The sequence below is a fragment of the Pseudomonas sp. NFACC43 genome (genome assembly GCF_900119645.1).
Taxonomy (GTDB): domain Bacteria; phylum Pseudomonadota; class Gammaproteobacteria; order Pseudomonadales; family Pseudomonadaceae; genus Aquipseudomonas.
On record NZ_FPKK01000004.1, the window covers coordinates 262,097 to 274,858 of the forward strand.

The window sequence follows — 12,762 nt, forward strand, 5'->3', positions numbered from 1 at the left end:
CCTCGTATAATGCGCGACATTATGGGCGGTCTTATCCCGCCCGCAACCTTCGTAGGACGTGCTTAATGCTCAAGGCGCTGCGTTTTTCCGGCTGGCCGCTGTTGGCTGGCGTGCTTGTCGCTCTACTGATTATCCAGCGCTACCCGGAATGGGTCGGCCTGCCAAGTCTTGACGTCAACCTGCAGCAGGCGCCGCAAACCAAGGCCCTGCAGCAGGGCCCGGTGTCCTATGCCGATGCCGTGACCACCGCCGCGCCAGCCGTGGTCAACCTCTATACCACCAAGGTCGTCAACAAACCCAGCCATCCGCTGTTCGAAGACCCGCAGTTCCGGCGTTTCTTCGGCGACAACTCGCCCAAGCAGAAGCGCATGGAGTCGAGCCTGGGTTCGGGCGTGATCATGAGTCCGGAAGGCTATATCCTGACCAACAACCACGTCACCAGCGGCGCCGACCAGATCGTGGTCGCCCTGAAGGATGGCCGTGAAACCCTGGCACGGGTGATCGGCAGCGACCCGGAAACCGACCTGGCGGTGTTGAAGATCGACCTGAAGAACCTGCCTGCCATCACCATCGGCCGCTCGGACAGCATCCGCATCGGCGACGTCGCCCTGGCCATCGGCAACCCGTTCGGTGTCGGCCAGACCGTGACCATGGGCATCATCAGCGCCACCGGTCGCAACCAGTTGGGGCTCAACAACTACGAAGACTTCATCCAGACCGATGCCGCGATCAACCCCGGCAACTCCGGTGGCGCGTTGGTGGATGCCAACGGCAACCTCACCGGGATCAATACGGCGATCTTCTCCAAGTCCGGCGGCAGCCAGGGCATCGGCTTCGCCATTCCGGTGAAGCTGGCGATGGAGGTGATGAAATCCATCATCGAACACGGCCAGGTCATTCGCGGCTGGCTGGGTATCGAAGTACAGCCGCTGACCCAGGAGCTGGCCGAGTCCTTCGGCCTGTCCGGGCGGCCAGGCATCGTGGTGGCGGGAATCTTCCGCGACGGACCGGCGCAGAAGGCCGGCCTGCAACTGGGCGACGTGATCCTGAGTATCGACGGCGAGCCGGCCGGCGATGGCCGTCGCTCGATGAACCAGGTGGCACGCATCAAGCCTACCGACAAAGTCGCCATCCAGGTGATGCGCAACGGCAAGGAGCTCAAGCTCACCGCCGAGATCGGCCTGCGGCCACCACCGGCACCGGTGGTGCCCAAGGAAGAGCAGTAACTGAGGGGCGCATCCTCGTTGGCCTGACACAACCCTGTGGCGAGGGGATTTATCCCGCCGGGTTGCGCAGCAACCCGCAATCAGACACCGCGGTCCATCAGATGAACCGTACCGGCTGGTCTACGGCTGCTGCGCAGCCGAACGGGGATAAATCCCCTCGCCACTAGAAATCCTACCGGCACTTCCACTGTGATCCTTTCCAGATTTCACTTGAAATACAGATAGCAGAAATTCTCATTAGTAGTGTTATATTGTTTCAATTATAAATTTGGAACAATATAACATGCCATCCTTGAAACGGCTCTCCCTCGCCAGCCTGGCCCTGGGTCTGCTGGGCGACCCGGCCTTCGCCGAAGAAGTGCAACCGGTGGAACTGGACGCCATCAGCGTGAGATCCGATTACGAATCCCCCACCGGGCCCGTGGCCGGCTATCGAGCGACCCGCTCTGCCAGTGCGACCAAGACCGACACGGCCCTGAGGGATATCCCGCAATCGATCAGTGTGATCCCCGCCAGCGTACTCAAGGATCTGGGCAGCACTGAGGTTGAACGGGCACTGGAGTTCGCTGGTGGGGTATCGAAACAGAACAATTTCGGCGGGTTGACGCTATACGAGTACAGCGTGCGCGGGTTCACGACGTCGGAATTCTACAAGGACGGCTTCAGCGCCAACCGCGGCTATCCGAGCACGCCGGATACGGCCAACATCGAACGCATCGAGGTGCTCAAAGGCCCGGCCGCCAGCCTGTACGGCCGAGGCGATCCGGGTGGCACGGTGAACATCGTCACCAAAAAACCCCAGCCCGATGCCTTTACCACCCTTCAGACAAGCGCCGGCAGTTGGGATCGCTACCGCACGGCCCTGGACGTCAACACGCCCCTGGATGCCGAAGGCAACCTGTTGTCGCGAATCAATCTGGCGGTGGAAGACAACCACAGCTTTCGCGACCACGTCGACAGCCAGCGTGTTTTCGTCGCGCCTTCCATCAGCTGGCAGCTGAACCCAGATACGCGGCTGTTGCTGGAAAGCGAAATCGTGCGCCACAGCTCGACGTTCGACCGCGGCATCGTCGCCCCGAACAACCGCTGGAGCGGAGTTTCCCGTTCCACGTTCCTGGGCGAACCCGACGATGGCGACATCGACAACCACAACAACATGCTCCAGGCCGCGCTCGAACATCAGCTCAACGACGCCTGGCAACTGCGCCTGGCCAGCCATTACAAGCAGGGCGAACTCTGGGGGTTCGCCTCCGAAGCGCGCCCGTTGAACGCCGACGGGCGTACTGTCAACCGTCGTTACCGCGAGCGGGACAACGATTGGCATGACAGCATCACCCAGCTGGAACTGCGCGGCCTGTTCGACCTCGGTCCCTGGCAGCACGAACTGTTGATCGGCAGTGAATATGAGGACTACCGCAAGAACGAGCGCGTGACCACCATCACTGGCGGTCCCTACCCCATCGACATCTATCAGCCGATCTACGGCCAGCCAAAACCCGACGGCCTGCGTACCGGCACGGACTTCTTCGAGCATGTGCAAAGCCGTGCGCTGAACCTTCAGGACCAGATCGTCTTCACCGACAAGCTGCGAGGCATGCTGGGCGTACGTTACGAGCACTTCGAACAGAGCATCGACGATCACACCCGCAACGCCACCGACCGCCAACGTCACGAGGCCCTGACGCAACGCGCCGGCCTGCTGTATCAGCTGACGCCCGAAGTCGGGCTGTTCGCCAACGCATCCACCTCGTTCAAGCCCAACAACGGCCTGGATGCCACCGGCAAGTCCTTCGATCCGGAAGAAGGCGTGGGCTACGAAATCGGAATCAAGAGCGAGCTCTTCGACGATCGCCTGAGCAGCACCCTGGCGGCATTCCATATAGAGAAGGAAAACGTCCTCGCACTGGACCCGGCTACCGACACCAACCGGGCCATGGGCAAGGCCCGCAGCCAGGGGCTGGATCTGCAGGTGACCGGACAGGTGACCGATGCCGTACGGGTGATCGGCGCCTTCGCCTACATCGATGCGCAAGTGACCCAGGGGGACAAGGCCATTCCCACGGGCAGCCGGATCCTGGGCGTTGCAAAGCACAGCGGCAGCCTGTTGGGGGTATATGAATTCCAGGACGGCCGCCTGCGTGGTTCGGATGTCGGCGCGGCGCTGACCTACGTTGGGGATCGTTCCGGACAGGCCGGCAGCGATTTCGAATTGCCGGCGTACCACACCGTGGACCTGCTGGCGCATTACAAGGCCAGCGACAACGTCACCCTGGGCCTGAACCTGAATAACGTCCTCGACGAAAAATACTACGAACGCTCCTACAGCAATTACTGGGTCACCCCCGGCGACCCGCGCAATTTCACCGTCAATCTCACCCTTGATCTATAAAAAGGAAAAACCCATGAAATGCCCCAAGACAGTCGCCCTTCTCGGCTTGCTCCTGGCGACTCAAGCCTCGGCCCATGGCCTGTGGACCGAACAGCGGCGTGGCAACATCGAAGTGATCTATGGTCACGGTGCCGAAGATAATGCGTTCAAGGCGCAGAAAGTCAGCGGTGCCTGGGCCTATGACCTGGGCGGCAAGATGATTCCGGTGACCGTGGAACGCCTCCCGGACCACGCCCGCCTGCAACCACTCAAGCCGCCCGCCGTGCTGGCAGTGGCGCTGGATAACGGCATGTGGTCCCAGACCGCCGACAAGAAGTGGATCAACGAAGGCCGCAGCAAGGTGCCAGGGGCAATCGAGTCGACCCACACGTTCAAATACAGCCTGGCGATCTACGAACCCGGGGCCAGGCTGCCAAAGCTCGACGAGATAAAGTTCGTGATTCGCCCGCAAGTCGACCCGCTGACCGTAGGGCCGGGCCAGTCGTTGCCGGTCCAGGTACTGCTGGACGGCAAGCCGGCGGCAGGCGTGAAGCTGGTGGGGGACTATCGCAGCGCGCCGGACACCGTCTCGGCTGAAACCGATGCCGATGGCCGGGCCAACGTCGTGGTGCGCAATGAAGGGTTGAATGTGATCGCCGCGCAGATGGAAATGGCCCTCAAGGACAACAAGGACGTGGCCACCCGAGGCGTATTCACCTCACTGACCTTCGTCGGCGAGCCGCATCACGATTAACACGCCGGGCACAGTCAGTCGCATGGATGCCGACTGACTGAGCCATCGCGAACAGGCTCGCTCCCACAGGTTCAGCGCCAGGCTTCAGAGTTCGCCGAGGGCTTCCACCAGCGCCTGGTTCTGTTCCGGCGTGCCGATGCTGATCCGCAGGAACTGGGCAATGCGTTCCTGCTTGAAGTGCCGCACGATCACGCCCTGTTCCCGCAGTTTCGCCGCCAGCCCCGCCGCATCGTGCCGTGGGTGGCGAGCGAAGATGAAGTTGGCGGCCGAAGGCAGGACTTCGAACCCCTTGCCCTGCAGTTGCGCCACCACCCACTCCCGATGCTCGATGACCAGCCGACAGGTCCGGTCGAAGTACTCCCGGTCGTCGAACGCCGCCGCGCCGCCGACGTTCGCCAGGCGATCGATGGGGTAGGAGTTGAAGCTGTTCTTGATCCGTTCCAGCGCTTCGATCAGGTCAGGGTGACCCACCGCCAGGCCCACCCGCAGCCCGGCCAGCGAGCGAGACTTGGACAGTGTCTGGGTGACCAGCAGGTTCGGGTAACGACCCACCAGGCTGATGGCCGTCTGGCCGCCGAAATCGATATAGGCTTCGTCGACCACCACCACCGACCCCGGGTTGGCCTGGAGAATCCCCTCGACCGCCTCCAGCGCCAGCAGGCAGCCGGTCGGCGCATTCGGGTTGGGGAAGATGATCCCGCCATTCGGCCTGGCATAGTCGGCCGGGTCGATCCGGAACTGCTCATCCAGAGGCACGGCCTCGAACCGGATGCCATACAACCCGCAATACACCGGGTAGAAGCTGTAGCTGATGTCCGGGAACAGCAGCGGCAGGTCGTGCTGCAGCAGGCCATGGAAAATGTGCGCCAGCACTTCGTCCGAACCGTTGCCCAGGAATACCTGGTTGGTCTGCACGCCGTAGTATCGGGCCACGGCGCCTTTGAGCAGGTCGCTGTTGGGATCCGGGTACAGGCGCAGGCTGTCGTTCAGTTCGGACTGCATCGCCGCCAGGGCCTTGGGCGACGGGCCGTAAGGGTTTTCGTTGGTGTTGAGCTTGACCAGACGGGTCAGCTTCGGCTGCTCGCCCGGGACGTAGGGGACCAGGTCCTTGACGAACGGGCTCCAGAATTTACTCATGTTCAGTTCCCCTGCCTGTCAATGGAAGGCTCGTCAAGGATGCGATATTCGGCACTGCGAGCGTGGGCGCTCAGGGATTCGCCACGGGCCAGCACGGAAGCGGTCTTGCCCAGTTCGGACGCCCCCTGCTCGGAGCAGAAGATGATCGACGAACGTTTCTGGAAGTCGTACACCCCCAGCGGCGACGAGAAACGCGCCGTGCCGGAGGTAGGCAATACGTGATTGGGACCGGCGCAATAGTCGCCCAGCGCCTCGCTGGTGTGGCGTCCCATGAAAATCGCCCCGGCGTGACGGATCTGCGGCAGCCAGGCCTGCGGATCGGCGACCGACAGCTCAAGGTGCTCCGGCGCGATGCGGTTGGCGACCTCGATGGCCTGCTCCATGTCACTGACCTTGATCAGCGCACCACGGCCGTTGATCGACGTGTTGATGATCTCGGCGCGGTCCATGGTCGGCAGTAGCTTGTCGATGCTGGCGGCGACCCTGTCGAGGAATTCGGCATCCGGGCTGACCAGGATCGCCTGGGCGTCTTCATCGTGCTCGGCCTGGGAGAACAGGTCCATGGCGATCCAGTCCGGATCGGTCTGGCCGTCACATACCACCAGGATCTCCGAAGGACCGGCGATCATGTCGATGCCGACCTGGCCGAACACATGACGCTTGGCGGTGGCCACGTAGATGTTGCCCGGCCCGACCACCTTGTCGACCCTCGGCACGCTTTCGGTGCCATAGGCCAGGGCGGCCACGGCCTGGGCGCCGCCAATGGTGAACACCCGGTCCACCCCGGCGATACAGGCGGCGGCCAGCACCAGTTCATTGATTTCGCCCCGCGGGGTCGGCACGACCATCACCACTTCGGCAACGCCGGCGACCTTGGCCGGAATGGCGTTCATCAATACCGAAGACGGGTAGGACGCCTTGCCTCCCGGCACGTACAGGCCGGCGCGGTCCAGCGGCGTGACTTTCTGGCCCAGCACCGTACCGTCGGCCTCGGTGTAGCTCCAGGAGTCCTGTTTTTGCCGCTCGTGATAGCTGCGCACCCGGGAAGCAGCCTTTTCCAGGGCTTCGCGCTGGGGCACGGTGATGCGGGTCAGGGCCAGTTCCAGGCGCTCGCGCGGCAGGATCAGGTCGGCCATGGACGCCGCTTGCAGGCCATCGAATGCCTGGGTGAATTCCACCAGGGCAGCATCGCCACGCTCGCGAACGGCCTTGATGATATCCAGCACCCGCTGATTGACCGAGTCGTCAGACACACTTTCCCAGCTCAGCAGATGATCCAGATGATGCGCAAAATCCGGGTCGGCAGCGTTGAGTCGGCGAATCGAGGTGGGAGCGGTCATAGCGAGGGCCTCATAAATGGCAAATGCTCAGGCGCCCTAAGCTACCAGTCCATTCGCGTGGGCACCTGAGAAAATTGGCTATGACGCGGATAGACGGGCGCGACCGAGGCCGCGCGGGTGAATCAGCCGCGGTGTCGCGATTCCACTGCCTTGCGCAGGGTATCGATCAAGGCCTGGATACGGGCGTGCTGCATTTTCATCGATGCCTTGTTGACGATCAGCCGAGAGGTGATGTCCGCGATGAAATCCTGGGGCTCCAGGCCGTTGGCCCGCAAGGTGTTGCCGGTGTCGACCACGTCGATGATCTTGTCCGCCAGACCGATCAGCGGCGCCAGCTCCATCGAACCGTACAGTTTGATGATATCGACCTGACGGCCCTGCTCGGCGTAATAACGCTTGGCAATGTTGACGAACTTGGTCGCCACCCGCAGGCGCCCCTTGGGCTCTGGTGCGCCGACCTTGCCGGCGGTCATCAGCTTGCAGCGGGCGATTCGCAGGTCAAGGGGTTCGTAGAGGCCCTGGCCACCGTATTCCATCAGCACGTCCTTGCCGGCGACCCCCAGGTCGGCGGCGCCATGCTCCACATAGGTCGGCACGTCGGTGGCACGCACGATCAGCAAGCGCACGTCGGCCTGGGTCGTGGGGATGATCAGCTTGCGGCTCTTGTCCGGATTCTCGGTCGGCACGATGCCCGCTTCAGCCAGAAGCGGCAAGGTGTCGTCAAGGATGCGGCCCTTGGACAGTGCGATGGTCAACATGGAAACGTCAGTCCTTATCAAGGTACTCATGCCCGGTCGCAAGCGGCGCCGGACACACATCGAGGGTGCAAACACCCTCGACCTGAAACGAAATCAACGGGCACATCCTTGTGCCCACGCAAAGTGCCTGCGCGACAATCATACTGCGTTGAAAACAGGCTCGGATGCTCATTGACAACCAGTCAAGTCGGGCGCGACCCCGGCCGTTCCTCGCCTGTTTTCGCCTTGCCTGATCGCCCCGCAATCACTTTCCAACTAGCCCGGCACGCGGCGGATCTTGGCGCCCAGCATCTGCAGCTTCTCTTCGATGCATTCGTAGCCACGGTCGATGTGGTAGATGCGATCGATCAGGGTATCGCCTTCGGCGACCAGGGCCGAGATGACCAGGCTGGCCGAGGCCCGCAGGTCGGTGGCCATCACTGGTGCACCCTTGAGTTTCTCGGTGCCGGTCACGATGGCGGTGTTGCCTTCGACCTGGATCTTGGCGCCCATGCGGTGCAGTTCATAGACGTGCATGAAGCGGTTCTCGAAGATCGTCTCGATCACCGCGCCCGTGCCTTCGGCAATCGCGTTGAGGGAGATGAACTGCGCCTGCATGTCGGTCGGGAACGCCGGGTATGGAGCGGTCCGCACGTTGACAGCCTTGGGCCGCTTGCCGTGCATGTTCACCTCGATCCAGTCTTCGCCGCAAGTGACTTCGGCGCCGGCTTCCTTGAGCTTCTCAAGGACGGCCTCGAGGATGGTCGGATCGGTGTCCTTGACCTTGACGCGGCCACCGGTGACCGCAGCGGCCACCAAGTAGGTGCCGGTTTCGATCCGGTCCGGCATCACTTTGTAGGTCGCCGAGTGCAGGCGCTCGACACCATCGATGGTGATGGTATCGGTGCCGGCACCGCTGATCTTAGCGCCCATGGCGATCAGGAAGTTCGCCAGGTCCACCACTTCGGGCTCGCGGGCGGCGTTTTGCAGCACGCTGCGACCACGGGCCAGCGCGGCAGCCATCATGATGTTCTCGGTACCGGTCACGCTGACGGTGTCGAAGAAGAAGTGCGCACCGCGCAAGCCACCTTCAGGTGCCTTGGCCTTGATGTAGCCGCCTTCGACGTCGATGACCGCGCCCATGGCTTCCAGGCCACGGATGTGCAGGTCCACAGGACGCGAGCCGATGGCGCAGCCACCCGGCAGGGCGACTTCGGCTTCGCCGAAGCGGGCGACCATCGGGCCCAGCACCAGGATCGAGGCCCGCATGGTCTTGACCAGCTCATACGGGGCGACCAGGGTCTTGATGGTGCGCGGATCGATCTCGACGCTGAGTTTCTCGTCGATGACAGGCTCGATGCCCATGCGGCCGAACAGCTCGATCATCGTGGTGATGTCGTGCAGGTGCGGCAGGTTGGCCACGGTCACCGGGCCATCGCACAGCAGGGTCGCGGCCAGGATCGGCAGGGCGGAGTTCTTTGCCCCGGAAATACGGATTTCGCCATCGAGACGAACGCCGCCGGTAATAATCAGTTTATCCATTAAGAAGAATCTCGAGGCCCGTGGGCTCAGGTGCGATCGGCCCAGGCCGCGCTGCTGAAAAATTTCATCGTGACCGCGTGGATGCTGCCATCGGCGATCCATGGGTTCAAATGGGCATAGATGCTCTGCTGGCGCTTCACCGGGGTCAACGCCGCCAGTTCATCGCTGATAACGTTCAACTGGAAGTTGCAGCCTTCGCCTTCCACTTCCACCTGCGTACCTGGCAGCTTTCCCTCAAGAAAGTGCTTCACTTCGTAAGCCTGCATGCTCAACCTCAATCGGCGCCCAGTGCGCGCGGGTCGCACATCATACAAAAAAGCCCCGCGCCTGCGAACCCCGCGAAGCCGGACTCTGACGGGGGGCTTGTTTCCAGGGTGTGTCTCAGGAATGTACCAGCAACTCGGTCAGTTCGCTGACCTGGGCGATCTCACGCATGTCATCGGGCATGCCACGGATGCTCCAGGCCTTGCCGGCCGCCTGGGCGTCCCGCATGAAGCACAGCAGCAGGGACAGCCCGACGCTGCTGGACTTGTGCACCGCCGAGCAGTCGAAGACCAGTTCGGTGGCGCTGGCGGACTTGATCAGCGCCTGGCCCTGCTTGCGCAGGGCCGGGCCGGTGCGGTAATCCAGCACGCCGCTGAGCAGCAATTCACCACCCTCGCCCAGACGGACGGCCGACTCGCTCACCGTCTCGTTCATTGTTCCTGCTTCTCTTTGGCTTCTTCGGCCACTTCCTTGGCCTTGGCGACTTCACCGGCCCAGCCGTTGATGGTCTTGTCCAGGTCGTTGCCATTGCGCTGCATCGCGTCGGCGAACTGTTCGCGGAACAGCTTGCCGATATTGATGCCGTTGATGATCACGTTACGCACCTTCCACTCGCCGTTCAGCTTCTCGAGCGTATAGGACACCGGGTAGATCGCACCGTTGTTGCCCTTGACCTGCATGTCGACGCTGGTACGGGTGCCGCTTTCGTCCTTGGCCGGCGAAACGGTGATGCCCTGGTTGTTGTATTCGAGCAGCGCGTTGCCATAGAACTGCATCAGGCTGCGCTTGAAGTTTTCCTGGAAGCGGGACATCTGCTCCGGGGACGCCTTGCGCGAGTACTTGACGGTCATGATGCTGCGGGAGATACCGTCGGCGTCCACCACGGGACCGACGATGCCATTGAGCGCGTCATAGAAGGCGCCAGGATCCTGCTTGTATTTTTCCTTGTTGGCCGAAAGGTCGGCCAACAACCGGTTCGTGGTGTCCTGGATGATGTCGTGCGCCGAAGGCGCCGCCACGGCATTGGCCATCAACGGCAAGGCCGCCAGCAGGACCAACAGGGTGCGTCGCAGGATGGAAATCATCGAAAGCTCCTTATTTGGCTTCTTTGCTAACGGTATTGAGCAGGAATTTCCCGATAAGATCCTCAAGCACCAACGATGATTGCGTATCGTGGATGGTGCCACCGTCCTTGAGCAGGGTTTCTTCCCCGCCCACGCTGATACCGATGTATTTCTCGCCCAGCAGGCCGGCAGTGAGGATCGATGCAGTGGAGTCGGTCGGCAGGTTGTCCACCCGCTTCTCCAGTTGCAGGGTCACCCGGCCGGTGAACGTGTCGCGATCCAGATCGATTGCCGTGACCTTGCCGATGGTCACACCGGCCATGGTCACTTTGGCTCTGACCGTCAAACCGGCGATATTGTCGAAATAAGCATAGAGTTTATAGGTATCGGTGTTGGCGGTCGGCGCCAAGCCACTGACCCGCAAGGCCAGCAGCAGCAAAGCCAGGATGCCAGCCAGCAGGAAAAGGCCGACACCGATTTCCAGGGTGCGGTTTTGCATCAGAAATCTCCAAACATCAAGGCGGTCAGAATAAAGTCAAGGCCCAGGACGGCCAGCGAGGCGTACACCACGGTCTTGGTTGTGGCACGGCTGATCCCCTCTGACGTGGGCTCACAGTCATAGCCTTGAAACACGGCGATCCAGGTCACCACGAAAGCGAACACCGCGCTCTTGATGATGCCGTTGAGCACGTCATCGAGAAAATCGACGCTGTTCTGCATATTGGACCAGTAGGAACCTTCATAGACCCCCAGCCAGTCGACGGCGACCCAGGAGCCACCCCAGATCCCGACGACGCTGAAGATCATCGCCAGCACCGGCAGGGAAATGAATCCGGCCCACAGGCGTGGGGCGATAATGTACTTGAGCGGGTCGACACCGATCATTTCCAGGCTGGACAGTTGCTCGGTGGACTTCATGTTGCCGATCTCGGCCGTCAGCGCCGAACCCGCGCGCCCGGCGAACAGCAGCGCGGTGACCACGGGGCCGAGCTCGCGCAGCAGCGTCAGGGAAACCATCTGCCCCACCGCCTGCTCCGAACCATAGCTGGACAGGATATTGAAGCCCTGCAGCGCCAGCACCATGCCGATGAAGATCCCGGAGACCACGATGATCACCAGGGACATCACGCCTACCGAATGCAATTGCTTGACCAGCAGGCCAAAACCACCGCCTGTCGAGTTGCGCCCGAACAAGGCATGGACCAGGAACAGCGTCGAGCGGCCCAGCACCGCCAGTACGTCGATGCCGGAGCGCCCGAACAGGCGAATTCTTTCTATCAGCGATTTCTTGCGCATCAGCGCTTCCCCAGCAGATCGGTACGGTAATCCGTGGCCGGAAAATGGAACGCCACCGGGCCGTCCGCATCACCCTTCATGAATTGGCGAATGCGCGGGTTGTCCGAGGCCTTGAGTTCCTGGGGCGTGCCCTGCCCCAGGACCTGGCCATCACCGATCACATAGATGTAGTCCGCGATACTGGCGGTTTCGGCCAGATCGTGGGAGACCACGATACTGGTGATACCCAGCGCATCGTTGAGCAGGCGGATCAGCCGTACCAGCACGCCCATGGCGATGGGGTCCTGGCCGACGAAGGGCTCGTCATACATGAGGATCTTCGGGTCGAGGGCAATCGCCCGCGCCAGTGCCACACGGCGCTTCATGCCGCCGGACAGCTCGTCCGGCATCAGATCGATGGCCCCCCGCAGCCCGACCGCCTGCAACTTGAGCAGCACGATGTCGCGGATCATCTCTTCCGGCAGGTCGGTATGGACCCGCAGCGGGAATGCCACGTTCTCGAACACATCCAGATCGGTGAACAATGCGCCGCTCTGGAACAGCACGCCCATGTGCTTGCGCGCATCGAACAGGTCGCTGCGCGAAAGCTTCGGAATATTCTGGCCATTGACCCAGACTTCGCCGGCACTGGGGCGCAGCTGGGCTCCCATCAGGCGCAGCAACGTGGTCTTGCCGCACCCGGAAGGCCCCATGATGCCGGTTACCTTGCCGCGCGGGATACGAATATCGATATCATTGAAAATGCTGCGCGTCCCTCGCTTGAAGGACAGCCCCTTCAGCTCGACCGCGTAGGCGTTGTCGGCACTCATCTAAACTCCTTGCGATGCAGCCTCACATCCGGATGCCCTGGCCAGCCGGCCAGATGTCGGTACTGCCGGGCATTCGAATCGGCGGCGAACTATAGCACTGCAACACCCAAGCGCCCAAGGGTTACCCCCCTGCGGTTAAGCGTGGATTAAGGTAGAAGCCCCAGGTTTATGACAAACCTGGCGAGGTCTTCGCATAAAGCGTGACGAACTAGCGTGAGTGAATTG

13 protein-coding genes are annotated in these 12,762 nt (G+C 62.0%); 3 read left to right on the forward strand and 10 right to left on the reverse strand.

All coding sequences use genetic code 11. The features are described from left to right. Nucleotides 1-65: 65 nt before the first annotated feature. From algW to BT179_RS09895, 3 genes are all read left to right on the forward strand, one after another. Nucleotides 66-1,226: a Do family serine endopeptidase AlgW gene (gene algW / locus BT179_RS09885; protein WP_072388350.1), complete on the forward strand. Its 1,161-nt coding sequence runs from the start codon at nucleotides 66-68 to the stop codon at nucleotides 1,224-1,226. A gap of 283 nt (nucleotides 1,227-1,509) precedes the next feature. Continuing rightward, entirely contained in the window at nucleotides 1,510-3,615 is a 2,106-nt protein-coding gene (locus tag BT179_RS09890) for a TonB-dependent siderophore receptor (protein ID WP_072430769.1), read from the forward strand. A 13-nt stretch (nucleotides 3,616-3,628) separates the two neighbouring features. Next, nucleotides 3,629-4,348: a DUF4198 domain-containing protein gene (locus tag BT179_RS09895; protein WP_072388354.1), complete on the forward strand. Its 720-nt coding sequence runs from the start codon at nucleotides 3,629-3,631 to the stop codon at nucleotides 4,346-4,348. 84 nt (nucleotides 4,349-4,432) lie between these two features. On the opposite strand, the gene hisC is transcribed toward BT179_RS09895, so the two are convergent. The 10 genes from hisC to BT179_RS09945 form a co-directional block, all read right to left on the reverse strand. Further along, on the reverse strand, nucleotides 4,433-5,485 hold the full coding sequence (gene hisC / locus BT179_RS09900) for a histidinol-phosphate transaminase (protein WP_072388357.1): 1,053 nt from the start codon (nucleotides 5,483-5,485) through the stop codon (nucleotides 4,433-4,435). A 2-nt stretch (nucleotides 5,486-5,487) separates the two neighbouring features. Continuing rightward, complete coding sequence (gene hisD / locus BT179_RS09905; protein WP_072430768.1) at nucleotides 5,488-6,825, reverse strand: histidinol dehydrogenase; 1,338 nt, start codon at nucleotides 6,823-6,825, stop codon at nucleotides 5,488-5,490. Between the two features lie 122 nt (nucleotides 6,826-6,947). Then, nucleotides 6,948-7,583, reverse strand: coding sequence for an ATP phosphoribosyltransferase (hisG, locus tag BT179_RS09910; protein WP_047228656.1), 636 nt, complete (start codon nucleotides 7,581-7,583; stop codon nucleotides 6,948-6,950). Between the two features lie 255 nt (nucleotides 7,584-7,838). Then, nucleotides 7,839-9,104, reverse strand: coding sequence for a UDP-N-acetylglucosamine 1-carboxyvinyltransferase (murA, locus tag BT179_RS09915; RefSeq protein WP_072388363.1), 1,266 nt, complete (start codon nucleotides 9,102-9,104; stop codon nucleotides 7,839-7,841). A gap of 26 nt (nucleotides 9,105-9,130) precedes the next feature. Continuing rightward, nucleotides 9,131-9,370, reverse strand: a complete 240-nt coding sequence (locus tag BT179_RS09920; RefSeq protein ID WP_072388365.1) for a BolA family protein — start codon at nucleotides 9,368-9,370, stop codon at nucleotides 9,131-9,133. A gap of 115 nt (nucleotides 9,371-9,485) precedes the next feature. Continuing rightward, nucleotides 9,486-9,791, reverse strand: a complete 306-nt coding sequence (locus BT179_RS09925) for an STAS domain-containing protein (protein ID WP_072388751.1) — start codon at nucleotides 9,789-9,791, stop codon at nucleotides 9,486-9,488. A gap of 8 nt (nucleotides 9,792-9,799) precedes the next feature. After that, nucleotides 9,800-10,453 (reverse strand): MlaC/ttg2D family ABC transporter substrate-binding protein, encoded by a 654-nt coding sequence (locus BT179_RS09930; RefSeq protein ID WP_072430767.1) that lies wholly within the window; start codon nucleotides 10,451-10,453, stop codon nucleotides 9,800-9,802. Between the two features lie 10 nt (nucleotides 10,454-10,463). Continuing rightward, on the reverse strand, nucleotides 10,464-10,931 hold the full coding sequence (gene mlaD, locus BT179_RS09935; protein ID WP_072388369.1) for an outer membrane lipid asymmetry maintenance protein MlaD: 468 nt from the start codon (nucleotides 10,929-10,931) through the stop codon (nucleotides 10,464-10,466). Next, a complete protein-coding gene (gene mlaE, locus BT179_RS09940; RefSeq protein WP_072388371.1) occupies nucleotides 10,931-11,728 on the reverse strand; it encodes a lipid asymmetry maintenance ABC transporter permease subunit MlaE in 798 nt (265 codons plus the stop codon). The genes mlaD and mlaE overlap by 1 nt, the downstream gene beginning before the upstream one ends. Further along, a complete protein-coding gene (locus BT179_RS09945) occupies nucleotides 11,728-12,537 on the reverse strand; it encodes an ATP-binding cassette domain-containing protein (protein WP_072388373.1) in 810 nt (269 codons plus the stop codon). Before BT179_RS09945 ends, mlaE begins: the two co-directional genes overlap by 1 nt. Between the last annotated feature and the right edge of the window lie 225 nt (nucleotides 12,538-12,762).